This window comes from uncultured Aquimarina sp., assembly GCF_947495315.1.
In the GTDB taxonomy this organism is placed as follows: Bacteria; Bacteroidota; Bacteroidia; order Flavobacteriales; family Flavobacteriaceae; genus Aquimarina.
In genome coordinates, this window is sequence record NZ_CANLYD010000003.1 from 160,605 (window position 1) to 182,212 (window position 21,608).

Here is a 21,608-nt window from a genome sequence, read left to right on the forward strand (position 1 = left end):
ATATAAAAGTTTTTTTGATTTAAGCTTTATTAGCTTTTAGACTTATCTTTAGTTCGATATCATCCATAATAAACTTATCACCTAAGTTTTCGAAAACAGATTTAGATCCATAATTCACACCCCAATCTGTACGATTAATTGTAAATACTTCGCTATTTAAAGTCATCGTATCCCCTTCTACAGAAGATGCTGCTGGAAAAGAAATATTTTTCTTAACCCCTTTGATCGTAAGATTACCTTCAATAATCGTTTTGCCTTCCTTTTCCGAAACCCCTGTCACTTCAAAAGAAGCATTAGGAAATTTAGCTACATTAAAAAAATGGTCTTCTTTACCTTCTCCTTCTCCTTTAAGATGTCCTTCAAGACCTGCTTTTTGATCACCTTCTAAATCGGTTACATTAATTGAAGCCATATCAATTACAAAAGATCCACTTTGGATTTTTCCATCCTGTGTTTTTACTTTACCTTTAGCAATGTTAATAGTTCCTGTATGGTTTTCTGTTGGTTTTTTACCAACCCATTCAATAGTACTAGATGCATTATCCACAATATAAGTTATTGCTTCTGCAGGTGCTTCTACTACCTCTTCTGCAGCAGTAGCTTCGGTTTCATTTTTTTTCTCACCTTTACAAGAAGTTGCCGATACTATAATTGCAGTAATAGCAAATAGGTTTATCAATTTGGTTTTCATAATAATTCTAGTTTATAATTTTAAAAAGCCAAAATTATTTTTTTAGAAAATGAATACTCTTAAATATATACTAAAATATTCCTGTGACATTATGACATTTATTCAAAAATGGCAGTACTTTTGCATCTTCAAAAAAGAAACTTATAAAAGGTACTAGTTACATGAGTAAGAAAAATAAAAATACAGAAGATGTAAAGGATCAAGTAGAAGAGGTACTTGACAAAACTGTAGAGGAAACTGAAGTAGAAGAAGTGGATATTGAAACACAACTAAAAGAAGACTTAGAAAAGGAAAAAGATAAGTTTTTAAGACTTTTTGCAGAATTCGAGAATTACAAAAAGCGTACTTCTAAAGAAAGAATAGAGTTATTTAAGACGGCGGGTCAGGATGTTATGCAATCTATGTTGCCGGTATTAGATGATTTTGATCGTGCTATGAAAGAGATCGAAAAATCTGCGGATAAGGATTTGTTGAAAGGTGTTGAGCTAATTCATAACAAATTAAGAGAAACATTAAAGACTAAAGGGTTGTCTGAAGTAGAAGTAGTTGCAGGCGATGTGTTTAATGCAGATGATCATGAAGCAATAACCCAGATTCCTGCACCTAGTGATGAGTTAAAAGGGAAGATCGTAGATGTTATAGAAAAAGGATATAAATTAGGAGATAAAGTAATTCGTTTTCCTAAGGTGGTAACCGGACAATAAGATAAATAGATGAAAGAAGATTTTTATGATATTTTAGGCCTTAGTAAAAACGCCACAGAAGCCGAAATAAAAAAAGCATATCGTAAAAAAGCGATAGAGTATCATCCAGATAAAAATCCAGGAGATGCTTCGGCAGAGGAGAAATTTAAGAAGGCAGCAGAAGCATACGAAGTATTAAGTGATCCTGATAAAAAATCCCGATACGATCAATTTGGACATCAAGCTTTTGAAGGCGGTGGTGGTTTTGGCGGCGGTTTCGGCGGCGGCGGAATGAATATGGACGACATATTTAGTCAGTTTGGAGATATTTTTGGCGGCGGTGGTTTTGGCGGCGGTTTCGGCGGTGGCGGAAGACAACGTCGTGTAAAAGGAAGTAATCTGCGTATACGTGTCAAACTTACATTAGAAGAGATTGCTAACGGAGTAGAGAAAAAAATCAAAGTAAAACGTAAGATCCAGGCTCCCGGGACTACTTATAAAACGTGTTCGACCTGTAATGGTAGTGGTCAGATGACTAGAATTACCAACACTATTCTGGGGAGAATGCAGACATCTACCACGTGTTCTACTTGTGGAGGAGCCGGACAGAGTATAGATAAAAAGCCTGCAGACGCAGATGGACAAGGTTTAAAAGTATCTGAAGAAACAGTAAGTATAAAAATACCAGCTGGTGTAGAAGATGGTATGCAGCTTAAAGTTTCTGGAAAAGGAAATGAAGCACCAGGTAATGGTGTTCCAGGTGATCTTTTAGTGGCAATAGAAGAACAAGATCATCCAGAACTACAACGTGAAGGAGATAACCTGCATTATGATCTGTATATTAGTTTTTCTGAAGCAGCACTAGGTGCATCAAGAGAGATTGATACCGTATCAGGTAAAGTACGTATTAAGATAGAAGAAGGCGTACAGAGTGGTAAAATACTTAGATTGAGAGGTAAAGGAATCCCTAGTATTAATGGCTATGGAAAAGGAGATCTTTTAGTACACGTAAATGTATGGACACCCAAAACATTAAATAAAGAACAAAGAGAGTTTTTTGAAAGAATGGCTCAGGACGATCATTTTAAACCTAGTCCAGATAGTAAAGACAAATCATTTTTTGAAAAAGTAAAAGACATGTTTTCATAAAATAAGAATGATACTACTATAAGTATAATCATTTTTAAATGCTGATTTTTGTTTAATAAAAATTCGTATATTTGAAACATCACTAGCGCATTTAGTGATAATTTTTCTTTTTCATAGCAATTTTTTTCCCATCCTTAATACTTGTATTTAGGGTGGGTTTTGTTTTTTTATATGATAAAAGTTATGTGAGTAGGTTGAATTTGGTGCTCTATGATTATATCGATTAAATGTTCATAGTATCCGTTGATCTGTTTAAGTAGTGCTATTTATTTCATTTCATTAATATTTTGACTTACTTAGCATAGTTTTTTTAATTTCAGAACAAATCACATTTTTCTATATGACCAATCTTTTGGAGGTACAACAAGCAACAAAACAGTTTGGAGACTTTATCGCTCTAAACAATGTTTCTATTAAAGTGCCAAAAGGGAGTATTTTTGGATTACTAGGCCCTAATGGAGCTGGTAAAACGACCTTGATTAGAATTATTAATCAAATCACACTTCCCGATACAGGAAGTGTATTTCTGGATGGAGAGCCATTACAATCACACCATATTAAGGATATTGGATATCTGCCCGAAGAAAGGGGGTTGTATAAATCTATGAGAGTAGGTGAACAAGCATTATACCTTGCCCAACTTAAGGGATTAAGCAAAAGAGATGCTAAAGATCGACTAAAGTATTGGTTTGATAAATTTGATATATCACATTGGTGGGATAAGAAAATACAAGAGCTCTCTAAAGGAATGGCACAGAAGGTGCAATTTATTGTGACAGTATTGCATAAACCTAAGCTATTGATATTTGATGAGCCTTTTAGTGGGTTTGATCCTATAAATGCGAATGTAATTAAAGACGAAATTCTTCAGTTACGAGATGAAGGTGCTACTGTAATTTTCTCTACCCATCGTATGGAAAGCGTAGAGGAGTTATGTGACCATATGGCTTTGATTAATAAATCCAATAAAATATTAGAAGGAAAAGTTTCTGATATCAAGAAGGAATATAAATCAAATACATTTGAAGTAGGACTGTTGTCAGAAGACAATAATCAATTGAATGAAATCTTACAAAACAAGTTTATAACAGAGCCTGCGAATTTTAAAACTATAGAAGATCAACTTAAGCTAAAAATATCATTGAATAAGGATGCTTCTCCAAATGACCTGCTACGATATTTATCCGAAAGATCGCAAGTTGTACGATTTAACGAGGTAATACCAAGTGTAAACGAAATATTCATTAAAACCATTACAGAAAATGAGTAGTAATTTACAATTAATCATAAAGAGAGAGTTTATATCTCGTGTACGTAATAGAACTTTTGTGGTGATGACGTTTCTTAGTCCATTAATTGTCGTCGGAATGATTGCATTGATTACTTGGCTAACTACTATTAATAATGATGAAGTTAAGAAAGTTGCTTTTATTGATGAAACAGAATTGTTTACCTCAGATCTTAAAGATACTAATGAGGTACAATATGTTAATTACAGCAATTATGATATTGAGGTAGCAAAGGATTCTGTGATTTCTAAAAAACTATATGGATTATTATATATACCTAAGAAATCTTCCAATAAAGAACTTTCGGAATCTATTCAGTTTTATGCAGAAGAATCACCAAATTTTTCGGTACTGAATACCATAGAAGGGATTATAGCAAATAAACTAACAAATCAAAACTATAAAGCTGAAGGGCTCAATTTAGAAGCGATAGAAAACTCTAAAGCAAGAATAAATATTCAGATAGAAAATTTTTCTGGAGAGAAAACTTCTAAAATGTCTAATTATGTAAAAATGGCATTTGGAGGGTTCGCAGGATATTTATTGATGATGTTTATCATTATTTATGGGAATATGGTGATGCGATCGGTAATAGAGGAAAAGACAAACCGTATTATAGAGATCATTATTTCCTCTGTAAAACCTATGCAATTGATGATGGGCAAAATTCTAGGGACTTCTTTTGCTGGAATTCTACAGTTTCTTATTTGGGTACTTTTAGGAGGTGTTCTTCTTTTGATAGCTACATCTTTATTTGGAATGGATCCACAACCTGTAGGAGTAGATCCATCTATTGCGTTGCAAGAAAATAATCAAGAAGAGATTCAACTTCTAATTCAGGATATACTGAAACTTCCATTACTAACTTTAGTGCTTTCTTTCTTTGTGTATTTTATCGGAGGATACTTTTTATATAGTTCGATATATGCGGCTATAGGGGCAGCGGTTGACAGTGAAACAGATTCTCAACAATTTATGTTACCTATTTTGTTACCATTAATGTTAGGGATTTATGTTGGTTTTTTTGCTGTGATAGAAAACCCACACGGAACTGTATCTACAGTGTTTTCTATGATTCCTCTTACGTCCCCTATTGTTATGTTAATGCGAATACCTTTTGGAGTACCTTGGTGGGAGATTTTAATTTCCATAGTATTACTGATAGGGAGTATTATTTTTATGGTATGGTTTGCTGGTAAAATTTATAGAATTGGTATCTTGATGTATGGCAAAAAACCTAGCTATAAAGAACTATTTAAGTGGTTAAAGTATTAATATGATTCAAGAGGAGATTACAGAACAGGTTAAAGAAGTGATCCAGGAAGATGTTTGGGGTAACATCAAAAAGTTTTTGGACTTTGAAATCTTCAATTTAGGACCAGATAAAGATCCTATAGTGCTTACCGTAGGACTGTTTTTGTTTGTAATCTTTGTTCTTTTTGTTACATCCTTGTTTCTAAAATTTATAAGAAAAGTCGTTACCAGAAAACTTCCTCATGAGGATAAGGTGAAATTTGTTTCTGTATTTTCTTTCGCTAAATACTTTGTTTATATTATTATAGTTCTGGTTACTTTGGATAGTATTGGTTTCAATATTACTGCGATTTTTGCAGCATCTGCTGCGTTACTTGTGGGTGTTGGTTTAGCATTACAAACGTTAATACAGGATATAATATCTGGAATATTTATTTTTATAGACCAAACTGTGCATGTTGGTGATATCATAGAGTTAGAAGGTAAAGTCGGTAGAGTAGAAGAAATTAAATTAAGAACTACCCGCGCTGTAACTATAGATAATAAAGTACTGATCATACCTAATCATAAATATCTTACTTCTACTTTGTATAATTGGACTCAAAACGGATCTATTACAAGAGAGTCAGTTGAGATTGGAGTAGCATATGGTAGTGATGTGAATCTCGTTAAAGATTTACTTATCAAAATAGCAATGGATAATGAGAAGATTCTAAAAACTCCTGAACCATTAGTATTGTTTACAAATTTCGGAGACAGTTCGTTAAATTTTAAGCTCGTTTTTACGATGAACGATAGTTTTCAGGCTGGAATTCCAAAAAGTGAAATAAGATTTGAGATTGATCGTTTGTTTAGAGAGAATAAGATAAATATACCATTCCCTCAACGAGAAGTTACTATCTTAAATCCAAAAGAATAGTATAGTATTGTATCAAAGCCCTAGATAATAAGAAATGAATAATAAGAACCTGCTGATGATTTGTATTTCGATCTGTTGTGTTGTCAACACAGTAAGATCACAGGATACGAATTTAGCAAGGGCAGAATACGTGTATATACCTCAATCAAAAAGTGATAATGTGTATAGTGGTTTTAGATTTTCAGGAAATTATCCTATTAAAATGAATGACCGCGGAACGTATCTTGTCATGTCTTTTCAATATAGATTAAACAATTTACAGCTTAATGATGATTTGATTATTATTGAAAAAAAAGGTCTAGAAGAATTTCATACAATTGGATTTGAATTAGGGTATACGTACAAGATGAAAAACAATTGGAGATTTGGAGCTAAATTAGGTGCAAGGCTCTCTTCTAATTTGGAAGCTTCTGGAATAGATGGAGATGATTTTAGGTATGTAGGATCGATATATTTTGTAAAAAGTTATGGTAAAAAAACATCGCCTAAAACCGCAAGATTGGTTTTAGGATTGCGATATGCTTCTCCAGCAAGTATTAATTTTCCGTTGCCTATCATTAATTATTCTAAAAGATTTCATCCTAGTTGGTCGTATGGTTTAGGTACACCTAAAACCAGTATTAAGTATTTTTTTAACGAAACCAACACTTTACAAGCGTTTATAGGATTGGACCGTTTTTATGGGAATATACAGAATAATAGGGTATTTATTGATGAAAACGGAGATACTATAGTAGCTGAAAATGCATCTATGTTGACGATTAATAGTGCTTTGGGATACGAATATTATTTTACGGAACACTTATTGTTCTTTACATACGCAGGATATACATTAAGTAATGAAATCCGTTTGAGAGACAAAAATCAAGAAAATGTTCTAATTCTCAATGATAGAAACACATTTTATCTGCGAGGTGGAATTAAATTAAAATTATAATGGCAAAAATATTAGTTATAGAGGACGAAGCAGCAATCAGGAGAGTGCTGGTTAAAATATTATCAGAAGAAAGTGATAAGTATGAAGTTTTTGAGGCTGAGGATGGGTTGGTTGGAATTGAAAAAATCAAGAATGATGATTATGATTTGGTATTATGTGATATCAAAATGCCCAAAATGGATGGAGTAGAAGTATTAGAGGCTGCAAAAAAAATCAAACCCGAAATACCTATGGTTATGATTTCTGGACATGGAGATTTAGATACAGCGGTCAATACAATGCGATTAGGGGCCTTTGATTATATTTCGAAGCCACCCGATCTTAATCGTTTATTAAATACAGTTCGTAATGCTTTGGACAGAAAAGAACTCGTAGTAGAAAACAAAATGCTAAAGAAGAAAGTCTCTAAAAATTATGAGATGATCGGTGAATCTGATGCGATTTCAGATATAAAAAATATTATAGAAAAAGTGGCAGCTACAGATGCCAGGGTTCTAATTACAGGACCAAATGGAACCGGAAAAGAGTTAGTAGCTCACTGGATACATCAAAAAAGTGATCGCTCTAAAGGTCCGATGATAGAAGTGAACTGTGCAGCGATTCCAGGAGAATTAATCGAAAGCGAACTATTTGGACATGTAAAAGGAGCGTTTACATCAGCAAATAAAGATCGTGCAGGTAAGTTTGAAGCAGCTAATGGAGGTACAATATTTCTGGATGAGATAGGAGATATGAGTCTTTCTGCACAAGCTAAAGTATTAAGAGCATTGCAAGAGAATAAAATCCAACGAGTAGGTAGTGATAAGGATATTAAGGTAAATGTTCGAGTAGTTGCCGCAACTAATAAAGATCTTAAAAAGGAAATAGCTGATAACAAATTTAGAGAAGATTTGTACCATAGACTTGCAGTTATTTTGATTAAAGTACCAGCATTAAACGACCGTAGAGAAGATATTCCTTTATTGATTGACTATTTTACAAAGAAGATATCCGGTGAACAAGGTTCACCAGTAAAGACATTTTCGGATAAAGCGGTTAAACAATTACAACAATATGATTGGACTGGTAATATTAGAGAATTGCGCAATGTTGTGGAACGACTTATTATCCTTGGTGGTAAAGAGGTGAGCGAAGAGGATGTTAAACTTTTTGCGGCTAAGTAAGAAGAATCCTTATCTTGCGACCTATCTCTAAAATATGTTTGCCCCAAAATGAAGAGAATACTATTTGTCATAATTTCATTCTGCCTTTCGTTTACAGCGAATGCACAATATGAACCAAGTGCTATAAATTATGGTTTAGTAGCTATCAAGAGTTTTGGTACAGTTGAGGAGATTGGTTTAGGAGCTAGAATCGAATATGCATCCAATTGCTACACAACTTTTATAGGAGAATATAATCGACTATTTTCTATAGGAGTAGATGAAGAAGTAGAGGGATATAATGAGCTCGCCCTAGGAGTAAATTTAATTTTGTTTAATTGGTATCCCACGACAATAACTGCTGGATTTGGTTACATTGGAAATGATTCAAGTATTTTTGAGGAAATTGAGGATGATGCATTAATTGCTTTTAGGACAGGTGATTTTAATCACGGAGCTCAGATCAAAATAAGAGCTTTACATCAGATTTCTGTTCCTGTTCATATTTTTGCTGAATTAAATATTAAAAGTTTAGGTAGACAATATGATACATTCCTTATTGGATTTAGTTATGATTTTGATGCAAGATAAATAGCCTATTGTACCAATCTTTAAAAAGGCAATATGTGTAATAGTTTTACTAATTCATTTAATAATGTCTTTCCAAAATTATAAAAGAGGAACAATAGATTTTTGGTTTAGTAACTCTTATCAGTTTAGGCATTACATATTCTTAGAGTATTTAATCTTCCTTAACACATTTCTTTTTTCACCAATCTAAAACTTTAGTATCTTACCAGAGAGATAATACACATCGCACTATGAATAAAATAAATCACGAAGATTTCAGAGTTTCTCAACCAATAGAATTATCAAAGATTCCTACTACATATGATCTTGGCGAGAATGAGAAAAAAGTTGAAAAAGAACTGGAAAAGGTAAGAGAAAAATTGGGTAAATTTCAGGATACAATATATGCGCACGATAAGTATGCAATTCTGATCTGTTTACAAGGAATGGATACCGCAGGAAAAGATAGTCTTATTCGTGAGGTCTTTAAAGATTTTAATACTAGAGGTATTGTAGTTCATAGTTTTAAAGTACCTACGGAGTTAGAACTTGGACATGATTACTTGTGGAGGCATTATATTGCGTTGCCACAACGAGGTAGATTTTCTGTCTTTAATAGAACACATTATGAAAATGTTTTGGTAACAAGAGTACATCCACAATATATTATGGGCGAAAAGCTTCCAAGTGTTAATTCAGTTGAAGATATTGATGATGCATTTTGGGAAAAACGTTTTGAACAAATTAGAAATTTTGAAAAGCATATTGCGGAAAACGGAACCTTAATTTATAAGTTTTATTTGCATTTGTCTAAAGATGAGCAAAAGAATAGGTTGCTTCGTAGATTAGAAAAAAAAGAAAAAAACTGGAAGTTTTCTTCAGGAGATCTTAAAGAAAGAAAATTGTGGGATAAATATCAATCGTGTTATCAAGATGCGATCAATAAAACATCATTACCACACGCGCCGTGGTATATAATTCCTGCAGATAATAAACCTGCTGCCAGATATATTGTGGCGAAAACATTATATGATACCTTAAAGGAGTATGATGATATCAGAGAGCCGGAATTAGATGAGGAAACAAAATCAAGTATAGAAATGTATAAACAACAGCTAGAAAACGAATAAAGAGTACCTGTATTGGTAATTAAATAATATTATATAAAAATACTTCTGTGAAAAACGTAACCCTTATTATCTGCTTGTTCTTTTCTTTTATCTCTCTTAGCCAGAAAGATACTGTTAAAGAAGATTCTATAGCGATTAGAAATTTTTACAATACTTCATTATTAAAAGGTAAAAGTTATGCTTGGTTAGATCATTTATCTAATCAAATTGGAGCTAGATTATCTGGCTCATTAAATGCTCAGAAAGCTGTAGAATGGACAGAACAAGAATTAAAAGAAGTCGGAATAGATAAAGTTTGGTTGCAGTCCGTTATGGTACCAAAGTGGACTAGAGGAGTAACCGAGTTTGCTTATATTGAAACAGAACCAGGTGAAACAACCAATGTACCTATCTGTGCACTCGGAGGTTCAGTTCCAACCTCAATTGGTGGAGTGAAAGCAGAAATCGTAGAAGTGAAAGGGTTAGAAGACCTTCGTAAATTGGGAACCAGTAAGATAGAAGGTAAAATTGTATTTTACAATCGCCCGATGCAAGCAGATCTTATAAATACTTTTGAAGCGTATGGAGGATGTGTGGATCAAAGATATTCGGGAGCTGCAGAGGCCGCTAAATTTGGAGCGGTTGGTGTCATTGTGCGTTCTATGAACTTAAGGTTAGACGATTTTCCACATACGGGAACTATGAGTTACGGAAATTTAACTAATCTAGAGAAAATCCCAGCAGCTGCAATCAGTACAAATGGTGCAGAATTACTGCATTCCATGTTAACATTGAATCCAAAGATTAAGTTTCTAATGAATATGAATTGTCGTAGCTGGAAAGATGTGGAATCCTTTAATGTAATAGGTGAAATTACAGGAAGTGAATTTCCAGATGAATATATGGTAGTTGGCGGGCATCTCGATTCATGGGATTTAGGCGATGGTTCACACGATGATGGTGCAGGAGTAGTTCAATCCATGGAAGTTTTAAGATTGTTTAAAGAAACAGGATATAAACCAAAAAGATCAATTCGGGTCGTCTTATTTATGAATGAAGAAAACGGATTACGAGGAGGTAAAAAATATGCTGAGGTGGCTAAAAATAAAGGAGAAAATCATGTTTTTGCTTTAGAGAGTGATGCAGGCGGTTTTACACCTAGAGGTTTTTCTTTTGATTGTAATGATAAAAACTTCACTCAAGTTCAAAATTGGAAATCACTGTTCGAACCTTATTTAATTCACTATTTTGCTAAAGGAGGGAGTGGGGCCGATATTGGTCCTCTTAAAAAGGATGGAATAGTTTTGGTAGGATTACGTCCTGATTCTCAACGCTATTTTGATTATCATCATGCTAAGAACGACACCTTTGATGCTATTAATAAACGTGAGTTAGAGCTCGGTGCGGCTACCATGGCAAGTTTGGTTTATCTTTTCGATAAATATGGAGTGAAATAATAACCAGGTAAAAAAGTGTTGATCAGCTTCATCATTAAATCTACTCAGTATAAATTGGTGTTTAGCAGGTTTATAATTTATTATTCAATCTCATAATTAAGAGAATTTTACGTCTTTTATCTAACTATTGTATAAAAATACAAAAACAATGTAAGTTGTTTCTTGTTTAATTTTTTAACTTTTTTAACAATATTTTCGTAAGAAATATTCTTTAAAAATGATTTTTTGTTAAATTTGTTTATGGTTTAACCATTGACAAAGTTTTCTTTTTGTATAAAATCAAGAATTTCTTATCTTTTTTTCTTCCTTTTTTTCTTAGTATCTTCTTAACAACGTAGTAATTTTTCTTTTTGGTATAATTAAGAATCATAAATTCTGTTTCCTTTTCAATCCACTGAAACAGTACCCTCTCAAGTTAATATTTAAAGCTGTCAAACTGTAAATGGAAATTGTTAAGACGTAGTTAAGGTGTTGAGTACTGCATTTTTACATCGAAGTTGTTATAACTTTATTCATCGTTCTAAGAGATAGTACTACAATAGTACAAGGATTAAATAACCGAGTTAGGCAAAGTAGTATATCGATGAACGAAAAAAACATAAACGTAACTTTCGTCATATCAAGCATTTTCCCAATTTATGCAGGATATGGTTTTATTTAAAATACATGAACTCAAAACTATACTAACTATGAATGATCTTACAAATACCCCATCAATATTAAGTAAGTTACCTAATGAAAAACAAACTGCACATTTCAAACGGAAACTGGAGATATAAAACTGCTTTTCATCTCTTTTAAGTATCCATTCCAAAAGAAATATAATAAAGGAACGAATCTGAAAAGCATGCATGGTATAATGACATTCTGTAAATTGGTCAACCAATTTACATGACGAATACTAAAGAGTTTAATACGGATTCTATCAAAATAGTATCACTTAATAATTTAAGCTGTTGTGCTACTCTGCATAGAACTAATTTCATCCTTTGATAAACCTTAAAACAATCATATGAACTAAAACCTAAAACAATTCAAAACAATTCAAAAAAACACAAATCTTAAAACTAAACTAACAATGAAAAATTTAATTAAAATAAGCATGATGATGTTATGGTGCTTATTTTGTGCTAAATCATCAGCACAATATAATTACGGAGAAGCTCTGCAAAAGTCTTTGCTTTTCTATGAAACACAGCAATCAGGAAAGTTGCCGGATTGGAATAGAATAAGTTGGCGATCTGATTCTGGAATAAATGATGGGGCAGATGTAGGGCTTGATCTTACCGGTGGTTGGAATGATGCCGGAGACCATGTTAAATTTGGTTTTCCAATGGCTTTTTCTGTAACCGCCCTTAATTGGGGTTTTTTAGAATATAAAGATGGCTATGATACGGCAAATCAGACCGAACACTTTAAAAGGAATATTAAATGGGTAACAGATTACTTCATTAAATGTCATCCTTCACCTAATGTTTTTTATGCACAAGTAGCAGATAGTAAATCACAGGATCATAATTTTTGGATGCCAGCAGAGATGGTTGATGTACATCCAATGTATGGACAGCGTAAATCGTATGCACTAACAACTAGTAATCCGGGTACAGATGTGGCCTGTGAAACAGCGGCAGCTTTGGCTTCTGCTAGTATTATTTTTAAAGATAGTGATCCTGCTTATAGCGCTACATTACTAAGTCATGCAATTGAATTATATGAATTTGGTGATAATCACCGAGGGTTGTATACTTCCGATGGAAATATACCAGCAGTAGGAACTTATACATCAGGTAACTTTCAGGATGAACTTACTTGGGGAGCACTTTGGTTGTATAAGGCTACAGGAGATCAAAAATATTTAGATAAAGCTGAAGCAGAATATACACAACCAGATTTTTTATGGAGCCTTGTATGGGAAGATAAATCCTATGGAAATATGGTTTTGTTATCAATCATCACGGGAAAAGATACATATAAGACAGATGCTGAGCGCCATTTGGATTGGTGGCAAGAAGGAAATGGAGGAGTTAATTATTCTCCAGGAGGTCAGGCTCATTTAACACAATGGGGATCTTTAAGACATGCAATGAATGCTTCTTTAACAGCCCTTATTTATAGCGATAATGTTAATACTCCTAAAAGTAGTCAATATCGTAATTTTGCAATAAATCAAGTGAACTATGCATTAGGTGATAATCCTAATAACAGAAGTTTAGTAACAGGATTTGGAGTTAATCCACCAACTAAGCCACATCATAGAGGACAACATTCTAGCTGGTCCAGAAGTAGTGCAAATCCAGTAGAATCAAGACATACGATGTGGGGAGCCTTGATGGGAGGTCCTGCTAAACCGGATGATTTCTTTATTGAAGATCGAGATGATTTTCAAGCGAATGAGGTAGCGACAGATTATAATGCCTGTTACCAAGGAGTACTAGCCAGAATGGTCATGGAATTTGGGGGATCACCGTTACCTAATTTTCCACAACCGGAAACTCCTGGGTTAGAATTTGCGAATGAGGTTAAACTGAATAATGATCAATCAAAATTTACAGAAGTAGCGATATGGTTAAATAACCGTTCTGGTTGGCCGGCAAGAGTGCCTAACACGTTAAAAGCTCGATATTTTATTGATATTTCAGAAGGTATTGCAGCTGGATTTAGTGCTAGTGACTATGAATTAACAGCCAGAGGAGCAGGAAATACTACAATTAATAGTTTACAGGAATGGGATGCTTCTAGTAATATTTATTATGCAGAAATAGAAGTAGATCAGGCTAATATGCCTTTTCCAGGAGGTCAAGGAGAATATAGAAGTGAAATACAACTAAGAGTTTCCCTACCTACGAGTGCTCCAGAATCCGCTTGGGATGCATCTAATGATTTTTCGTATCAAGGATTAACTAGTGGATTACAAATTTCTGATAATGTTCCTATTTATGCAGATGGTGTATTGGTAGGAGGTAAAGAACCAAATGGCGGAGAAGTACCAACCGCTTCTTTTACTGCAACTCCAGAATCAGGAACTGCACCTTTAGAAGTATCATTTGATGCATCAGCTTCTTCGGATCCTAACGGAGATTCATTAAGTTACAATTGGGATTTTGGTAATGGACAAACATCATCGGTAGTTGATCCATTAATTACGTATACAGATATTGGATCGTATTTAGTAACACTTACAGTAAGTGATGGAACTAATACTTCTTCAGAATTTACGAAAACGATTACTGTACTTGACGGTAATATAGCACCGATAGCAGAATTTACAGCAACTCCAACTACAGGAATTGCTCCAGTAACAGTAAGTTTTGATGCATCCGCATCATCTGATGAGAATGGAGACTCTTTAACCTATGTTTGGGATTTTGGTGATGGAGAAACTGGTTCAGGAGTAACAATAACTCATGAGTATACAGCAATAGGGGAGTATGACGCCAAACTTACAGTAAGCGATGGAAGCAAAGAAGATTCTAAAACAGTAACAATTACTGTTACCGACGGAAGTCCGGTTGCTTCTTTTACAGTGAGTACAGATTCGGGAGTAGCTCCATTAGACGTAACCTTTGATGCTTCTGCATCTTCAGATCCGGCAGGAGGAAATCTTACATACAGTTGGGATTTAGGTAATGGTGAAGTAGCTTCTACGGTGACTACATCTGCTACATACACTGAAGTAGGACAGGTGACTGTTACACTTACAGTAACAAATGCAGTAGGAGATACAGATTCTGAAACAAAAACGATTAGTGTTACGGATGGCAGTGTAAGTTGCGCTTTTGGAACTCCAATAGACAATGCATTACCTTCTATCAATGAAGAATTTCAAAATATATTCGTGTTAGGTGATGGAGGTCCTAATTTAGATAATGTAGCAAAATTTAACATAAACTGGGATTTAGCTAATAATGGATTATATCAATTTTCCATGAATACTAATAATGGTACTCCTAATTGGTGGAATGATTTCTTACCAAATGTTACGCAAAACTTTAATGCTTCGCAGCCAGAAATTACAATTACAGGTTCTGGATTTCCGGGATTTGATGGTTCATATTATGTAGCTATTGATGAAGGTAATTTTGTATTGGTTTCTAAAACAGCCGGATTTACTATTTATTTTAGTATATCTGCTACAACACCTGATTGTGATGGAGGTATCTCTAATCCAATAATAACTGAAGGGGGAACTATAACTGGAGGTCCATTTACATTTACTGTTGGTGATGGTATTGCAGATAATGTTTCTGGAATTACGCTATCAGGAAATACGGGTACAAACTCTCAATGGGTCGTAACCGATGATCAGAATAATATTTTAGGACTGCCTGCTAATATAGAAGATGTAGATTTTGATGGAGCAGGAACGGGTACTTGTTTAATTTGGCACTTAAGTTATGAAGATGGACTACAAGGCTTAGCAGCAAATAATAATGTTTCCGCTTTAACAGGAGATTTTGACTTCTCCAATTCAATAGCGGTGGTTAGAAATCCAGTTGATCAACCAGGACCAGATGGAGGTAGCATTTCTGGAGGACCATTTACATTTACTGTTGGCGATGGCATCGCAGATAATGTTTCTGGAATTACGTTATCAGGAAATACTGGTACAAACTCTCAATGGTTAGTAACAGATGATCAAAATAATATTTTAGGACTACCTGCTAATATAGAAGATGTAGATTTTGATGAAGCAGGAACAGGTACTTGTTTAATCTGGCATCTAAGTTATGAAGATGGTTTACAAGGATTAGCAGCAAACAATAATGTTTCGGTTTTAGTAGGAGATTTTGATTTCTCTAATTCAATTTCGGTAATAAGAAATCCAGTTACCGATGGTGGAGGTGATTGTTCTTTTGATACACCTATAGCTTCAGCATTACCATCTATTGATAATCGATATAATAACATATTTGTTTTAGGAACTGGAGGTCCAGATCCTAGTAATATTCGCGAGTTTACCATCAATTGGAATTTAGAAAACAATGGATTGTATCAATTTGCAATCAATACGAATAATGGAACTCCGGATTGGTATATTGATCTTAGAGGAAGTTTAACACATAATTTTAATGCTCCACAACCCGAAGCGGTTTTATCTGGTACTCAGGTTACCGGATTAGATGGAGCTTATTGGGTAAATGTTGATGGAGATAATTTTGTCATGGCTTCTAAAAATGGAGGATTTACGCTTTATTTCAGTTTAACTTCTACAGAACCTGATTGTGGTAATACTGGTGGAGGAAATACAGATCCGGTAGCAGATATTTCTGCAACTCCTATTTCTGGAGAAGCCCCATTAGTAGTAACTTTTGACGCAGTTGCTTCTACAGATGCCGATGGAGATGCATTAAGTTATAGTTGGGATTTTGGAGATGGAAATACTGCTAGTGGAGTAACAGTAGAACATACATTTACCTCTATAGGAACATATTCTGCTACTTTAACAGTTGATGATGGAAACGGAGGCGTAGATCAAGCAGTCATTACTATTACAGTTACTGATGGAGATATTATTATTAACCCTCCAACTGGTGATAACGCATATATCAATCGCTTTATAGAAATGCGAAATGAATTTTACGATCCTGCTAATGGATACTTTAGTGCAGATGGATCTCCTCATCATTCTGTAGAAACATTGATAGTAGAAGCTCCTGATTATGGTCACGAGTCCACGAGTGAGTTATATTCTTATTGGTTGTGGTTAGAAGTTATGAATGGAAGAATCACACAAGATTGGGCACCTCTTAACAATGTGTGGAATAAAATTGAAGAATTTATAATTCCAACAACAGCGGATCAGCCAACGAATGGAGCATATAATGCCTCTTCTCCTGCCGCATATGCAAGTGAGTTCCCTTTACCAAGTGATTATCCTGCACCACTTAATTTTAGTGCTCCTGTAGGATCTGATCCGGTTTCTCCGGATTTAACAGCTACCTATGGTGCTGATATTTATCAAATGCATTGGTTATTAGATAATGATAACTTTTATGGATATGGTAATAGAGGAGATGGAGTTAGTACACCATCCTATATCAATACTTTTCAGAGAGGAGAACAGGAGTCGGTGTATGAAACAGTTCCTCATCCATCGTGGGAAAGCTTTGAATGGGGAGGAACAGACGGATTCCTTCCATTGTTTATAGAAGATCAGAGTTATGCAAAGCAGTGGAGATATACGAGTGCTCCTGATGCAGATGCCAGAGCAGTACAAGCAATGTACTGGGCACAAGTGTATGCTAAAGAACAAGGCGCAAGCTTAGGAAGTTTGGATTTGGATAAAGCATCTAAAATGGGTGATTTCTTAAGGTTATCGATGTTTGATAAATATTTTAAGCCCATGGGAGTACAAAGTGCGACCAGTGGAGCGGGATCTGGATATGACAGTGCACATTACTTAATGTCGTGGTACATGTCTTGGGGTGGTTCGGCAGATCCTGCTTCGCAATGGGCCTTTAGAATAAGTTCTAGTCATTGTCATTTCGGGTATCAAAACCCCATGGCTGCTTATGCTTTAACGCAGGTAGATGAATTGAAACCAATATCTCAAAATGGAGAAAGAGATTGGAACGAAAGTCTAAAAAGACAAATGGAATTCTATACCTGGTTACAGTCTAAAGAAGGAGCTATAGCTGGTGGAGCTACTAATAGTTGGAATGGTGATTACAGTCCATATCCTGCTGGTAAATCTACATTCTACGATATGGCTTTTGATACAGATCCTGTATATCACGATCCAGGAAGTGGTACTTGGTTCGGATGGCAAGCTTGGTCTATGGAGCGAGTTGCGGAGTATTACTATATAACTAATGATCCGATGGCAAAAAATCTAATGGACAAATGGGCAACTTGGGTTAAGAGTGAAGTAAAACTTATTGGAACTGATGATTTCGAAATTCCTGCAACTCTAGAATGGACAGGAGAACCAGATACCTGGGATCCTAATAGTCCAGGAAGTAATGATAATCTTAGTGTAGTTGTTACAGATTACGGAAAAGATCTAGGTGTTGCAGCTTCTATGGCAAAAGCACTTATTTATTATGCTGCTGCAACTCAAAAGCATGCTACACTAGATACAGATGCTCGTGATCTTGCTAAAGAGGTGTTAGACAGAATGTGGAATACCTACAGAGATGATAAAGGAGTTTCTTCTCCAGAAGACAGAGGAGATTTTACAAGAATCTTTGAAGAAGAAGTATACATTCCTAATGGATTTAGCGGTACAATGCCTAATGGAGATCAGATAAAACCAGGAGTGACATTCTTAGATATAAGATCTGATTATAAAAATGATCCTGAATTTGATAGATTGGAGGCTGCATACAATGCCGGAGAAGACTATACACAACGTTATCATAGAAGTTGGGCTCAGATAGAAGTTGCTTTGGCAAATGCAGAATTTGGATTCTTTTTTGGAGATCAAGAACCTGGTATCAAAGCTCCAGAAGATCAATTTAAAGTAACAGCTTCGCCAAATCCAGCATCAGATTACGTTACTATCTCTACTAATTTTGATATGAATAATACCAGAATTAGAATAATAGATATTGCAGGAAATGTGGTTAGAGCAGAACCAATGTTGAATAAACAAAAGTCTACCAGAATTTCTGTAAATGGATTACCTTCTGGTATGTATATCTTAGAAATTTTTGATATAACTACTGGAGGAAAATTCAGAAATAAGATTATCAAAAATTAATTGTAAAATAAAGAGAGAGGTTATATAACCTCTCTCTTATTTTTTAGCTCTTTCAAGTTTAGTAGATAGAAAACTTTGCGATCGTTATTTTTAAAATCGTGAGAAGCGATTAACCGCACTTTCCATTAGATCGTATTTCTACATAAACTTTTGATTTAATATATCACCGCAATTCATAAAAGTGAAAAAAATAAATACATGAAACGATTCATAAATTATTTAGTGATTCTGTTATTGCTTTTCGGCAATATATCAGAAGTTTTAGGGCAACAACAAAATTTTCTAACAACATCTGGAAATAAGCTCTATGATTCAACCGGAAAAGAAGTCCGCTTGACAGGTGTGAACTGGTTTGGTTTTGAAACTTCATTATATCAACCACACGGAGTTTGGAGTAGAGACATGAAAAGTGTTCTACAACAAATCAAAGATTTAGGTTTTAATACAATTAGAGTTCCTTGGTGTAATGAAATGCTAAATCCAGGAGCGAGCATAAATATTAATTCTTACGGAACAGATCCATACACTGGTATTTCTCCGATGAATGAAGAAGAAACTACAGTGAGTACACCAATTGAACTATTAGATATTTTTGTGCGCTGGTGTCAGGAAAATGATATAAAAATTGTTTTAGATAATCATTCTAGAGCAGCTGATGGGTTCTTAAACGAAGCTGTTTGGTATACACCAGAGTATTCTGAAGAACGATGGATTAACGACTGGATTTTTATGGCCGATCGATACAAAGATTTTTCGGCAGTAGTGGCAATGGATTTAAATAATGAACCTCATGGATCTACTTGGGGAGATAGCAATCCGGCTACGGATTGGAACAAGGCAGCAGAAAGATGTGGTAATGCTGTTCTAGCAGTAAATCCAAATGTTTTGATTATTGTAGAAGGAGTAGGAGAGTTTGAAGGGAGTTCATATTGGTGGGGAGGACAATTAATGGGAGCAAAGCAATATCCTATTCAATTGTCAGATCCAAGTAAGCTAATGTATTCTGCACATGAATATGGTCCAGAAGTAGCGCAACAAGACTGGTTTACAGCAAGCAATTTTCCACAAAATATGCCTAGTATATGGTCAGATAACTTTCATTATTTATATGAAGAAGGTACTTCTCCATTATTTGTTGGAGAATTTGGAATTAAAGACCAAGATGCCTTTGGAGGTATTTCTTATACTTGGTTTACAGAGTTTACAGATTTCATGGGAGGTATATATTCTTGGACTTTTTGGACAATGAATCCTAATTCTGGTGATACAGGTGGTATTTTACAAGATGATTGGACGAGTGTGAATCAATGGAAATTAGATGTGTTAACTCCCCATTTAGCACCATTTATTCCAAATGTTGTAGGGGGAACAGGAAATCTTCCTCCTACAGCAAGATTTACAAGTAATATAATTTCTGGAGATGCACCATTAACTGTTTCATTTGATGGATCAACTTCTTCAGATCCAGATGGTGATACTCTAACATTTAATTGGAATTTTGGAGATGGAACAACAGCTACAGGAGAAAGTATTTCTCACTTATTTACAGATTTCGGAGAGTATCAAGTAGTATTAACTGTAAGCGATGGAACGCTTAGCGATACGGAAACTCTTACTATCACGGTTAATGATCCAGATACTAATATACCAGTAGTAACGGCAAACATTTCTACTGATGTTACTGGAGGTATAGCACCAGCTATTATTAATTTTGACGGTTCTGGTTCTACGGTATCTGATGGAAGTACGTTAACGTATAGTTGGGATTTTGGAGATGGAACGGCAGGTTCTGGAATGACAATAAATCATGAATTCATTAATGCAGGTAGTTATAATGTTGTATTAACAGTTTCTAATGTGGATGGGATTTCTGATACAGCGACTATTGCTATAATTATTACAGAACCTAATAATGGAGGAGATTGTACTTTTGGAGCACCTTTATCTAATGCATTACCAACCATTGCAAATGCTTCTTATAGTAATATCTATGTCCTAGGGTCAGGAGGTCCGGACCTAAGTAACGTAACTAATTTTACAATTAACTGGGATTTACAAAATAATGGATTGTGGCAATTTTCTATGAATACCAATAATGGTGTGCCAAGCTGGTGGAATGATCTTAAAACTAATGTTACCAGTCAAAACTTTAACGCTGCACAACCAAGTGTAACGTTGTCCGGTACAGGGTTTCCTAACCTTGATGGAGCTTATAATGTCACTATAGATGGAGATAACTTTGCATTAGTTTCCAAAAGTGGGGCTTTTACCATTTACTTTAGTAACAGTAACATAGCTCCTAATTGCGAACAGCAATTAAAAGATCCGTTTATCGAGAATGATGAGTTAGAAGTTAAAGCATACCCAAATCCTGTATCAGATAAACTGACGATTAGACACGCTGAGGTTCTTAAAAGTGCAAGATTAGATATACTGGATGTATCGGGAAAAGTCATTAAAAGAGTTTCTTCTATCACTGAGACAAATATGGTAGAATTAAATGTTTCAGAATTAGAACCTGGAGTATATTTTATTAAAATCTTCAATCAAAAAGAAACCATAACAAAGCAAATTATAAAACAATAATTAATAATTAAGTGTCTAGTTCTGAATAATCTGTATTGATTGTTTAGAACTAGACAATCTTTTAAAACCATGACTTTTCTTTAAAGAGAAAAGTACAGCAAATAACTTTTCAAAAACTCA

General features: G+C 34.6%; 13 protein-coding genes. 12 read left to right on the forward strand and 1 reads right to left on the reverse strand.

Annotation, left to right across the window (positions count from 1 at the left end):
• Positions 1 to 19: 19 nt before the first annotated feature.
• On the reverse strand, positions 20 to 691 hold the full coding sequence (locus tag Q0910_RS06535; RefSeq protein ID WP_299213771.1) for a YceI family protein: 672 nt from the start codon (positions 689 to 691) through the stop codon (positions 20 to 22).
• A 161-nt stretch (positions 692 to 852) separates the two neighbouring features.
• On the opposite strand from Q0910_RS06535, the gene Q0910_RS06540 reads away from it, so the two are divergent.
• The 12 genes from Q0910_RS06540 to Q0910_RS06595 all read left to right on the forward strand — a co-directional run bounded on the left by Q0910_RS06540 (position 853) and on the right by Q0910_RS06595 (position 21,488).
• Positions 853 to 1,395, forward strand: a complete 543-nt coding sequence (locus Q0910_RS06540; RefSeq protein ID WP_299213773.1) for a nucleotide exchange factor GrpE — start codon at positions 853 to 855, stop codon at positions 1,393 to 1,395.
• Between the two features lie 9 nt (positions 1,396 to 1,404).
• Positions 1,405 to 2,523 carry a molecular chaperone DnaJ gene (dnaJ, locus tag Q0910_RS06545; RefSeq protein WP_299213775.1) on the forward strand — a complete coding sequence of 373 codons (1,119 nt, stop codon included), beginning with the start codon at positions 1,405 to 1,407 and terminating at the stop codon, positions 2,521 to 2,523.
• A gap of 340 nt (positions 2,524 to 2,863) precedes the next feature.
• Positions 2,864 to 3,793, forward strand: coding sequence for an ATP-binding cassette domain-containing protein (locus Q0910_RS06550; protein ID WP_299213777.1), 930 nt, complete (start codon positions 2,864 to 2,866; stop codon positions 3,791 to 3,793).
• A complete protein-coding gene (locus Q0910_RS06555; RefSeq protein WP_299213779.1) occupies positions 3,786 to 5,087 on the forward strand; it encodes an ABC transporter permease in 1,302 nt (433 codons plus the stop codon). The genes Q0910_RS06550 and Q0910_RS06555 overlap by 8 nt, the downstream gene beginning before the upstream one ends.
• A 1-nt stretch (position 5,088) precedes the next feature.
• Positions 5,089 to 5,985, forward strand: a complete 897-nt coding sequence (locus tag Q0910_RS06560) for a mechanosensitive ion channel domain-containing protein (protein ID WP_299213781.1) — start codon at positions 5,089 to 5,091, stop codon at positions 5,983 to 5,985.
• A gap of 34 nt (positions 5,986 to 6,019) precedes the next feature.
• Positions 6,020 to 6,922 (forward strand): DUF6268 family outer membrane beta-barrel protein, encoded by a 903-nt coding sequence (locus tag Q0910_RS06565; protein ID WP_299213783.1) that lies wholly within the window; start codon positions 6,020 to 6,022, stop codon positions 6,920 to 6,922.
• Positions 6,922 to 8,085, forward strand: coding sequence for a sigma-54 dependent transcriptional regulator (locus Q0910_RS06570; RefSeq protein WP_299213785.1), 1,164 nt, complete (start codon positions 6,922 to 6,924; stop codon positions 8,083 to 8,085). The genes Q0910_RS06565 and Q0910_RS06570 overlap by 1 nt, the downstream gene beginning before the upstream one ends.
• A 48-nt stretch (positions 8,086 to 8,133) precedes the next feature.
• A complete protein-coding gene (locus Q0910_RS06575; protein WP_299213787.1) occupies positions 8,134 to 8,655 on the forward strand; it encodes a hypothetical protein in 522 nt (173 codons plus the stop codon).
• A 230-nt stretch (positions 8,656 to 8,885) separates the two neighbouring features.
• Positions 8,886 to 9,764 carry a PPK2 family polyphosphate kinase gene (locus tag Q0910_RS06580; RefSeq protein ID WP_299213791.1) on the forward strand — a complete coding sequence of 293 codons (879 nt, stop codon included), beginning with the start codon at positions 8,886 to 8,888 and terminating at the stop codon, positions 9,762 to 9,764.
• 47 nt (positions 9,765 to 9,811) lie between these two features.
• Entirely contained in the window at positions 9,812 to 11,200 is a 1,389-nt protein-coding gene (locus Q0910_RS06585; protein WP_299213793.1) for a M20/M25/M40 family metallo-hydrolase, read from the forward strand.
• 1,078 nt (positions 11,201 to 12,278) lie between these two features.
• The gene (locus tag Q0910_RS06590; RefSeq protein ID WP_299213795.1) at positions 12,279 to 18,902 is read left to right on the forward strand and encodes a glycoside hydrolase family 48 protein; all 6,624 of its coding nucleotides are present in this window, start codon (positions 12,279 to 12,281) and stop codon (positions 18,900 to 18,902) included.
• A gap of 198 nt (positions 18,903 to 19,100) precedes the next feature.
• On the forward strand, positions 19,101 to 21,488 hold the full coding sequence (locus Q0910_RS06595) for a cellulase family glycosylhydrolase (protein WP_299213797.1): 2,388 nt from the start codon (positions 19,101 to 19,103) through the stop codon (positions 21,486 to 21,488).
• Positions 21,489 to 21,608 lie beyond the last annotated feature (120 nt).

Excerpts from the sequence above, each read along its gene's own strand:
- Q0910_RS06555 (WP_299213779.1), top strand. The coding sequence starts at position 3,786 with ATGAGTAGTAATTTACAATTAATCATAAAGAGAGAGTTTATATCTCGT.
- dnaJ (WP_299213775.1), top strand. The coding sequence starts at position 1,405 with ATGAAAGAAGATTTTTATGATATTTTAGGCCTTAGTAAAAACGCCACA.
- Q0910_RS06575 (WP_299213787.1), top strand. The coding sequence starts at position 8,134 with ATGAAGAGAATACTATTTGTCATAATTTCATTCTGCCTTTCGTTTACA.
- Q0910_RS06590 (WP_299213795.1), top strand. The coding sequence starts at position 12,279 with ATGAAAAATTTAATTAAAATAAGCATGATGATGTTATGGTGCTTATTT.
- Q0910_RS06570 (WP_299213785.1), top strand. The coding sequence starts at position 6,922 with ATGGCAAAAATATTAGTTATAGAGGACGAAGCAGCAATCAGGAGAGTG.
- Q0910_RS06540 (WP_299213773.1), top strand. The coding sequence starts at position 853 with ATGAGTAAGAAAAATAAAAATACAGAAGATGTAAAGGATCAAGTAGAA.
- Q0910_RS06560 (WP_299213781.1), top strand. The coding sequence starts at position 5,089 with ATGATTCAAGAGGAGATTACAGAACAGGTTAAAGAAGTGATCCAGGAA.
- Q0910_RS06565 (WP_299213783.1), top strand. The coding sequence starts at position 6,020 with ATGAATAATAAGAACCTGCTGATGATTTGTATTTCGATCTGTTGTGTT.
- Q0910_RS06595 (WP_299213797.1), top strand. The coding sequence starts at position 19,101 with ATGAAACGATTCATAAATTATTTAGTGATTCTGTTATTGCTTTTCGGC.
- Q0910_RS06580 (WP_299213791.1), top strand. The coding sequence starts at position 8,886 with ATGAATAAAATAAATCACGAAGATTTCAGAGTTTCTCAACCAATAGAA.
- Q0910_RS06550 (WP_299213777.1), top strand. The coding sequence starts at position 2,864 with ATGACCAATCTTTTGGAGGTACAACAAGCAACAAAACAGTTTGGAGAC.
- Q0910_RS06535 (WP_299213771.1), bottom strand. The coding sequence starts at position 691 with ATGAAAACCAAATTGATAAACCTATTTGCTATTACTGCAATTATAGTA.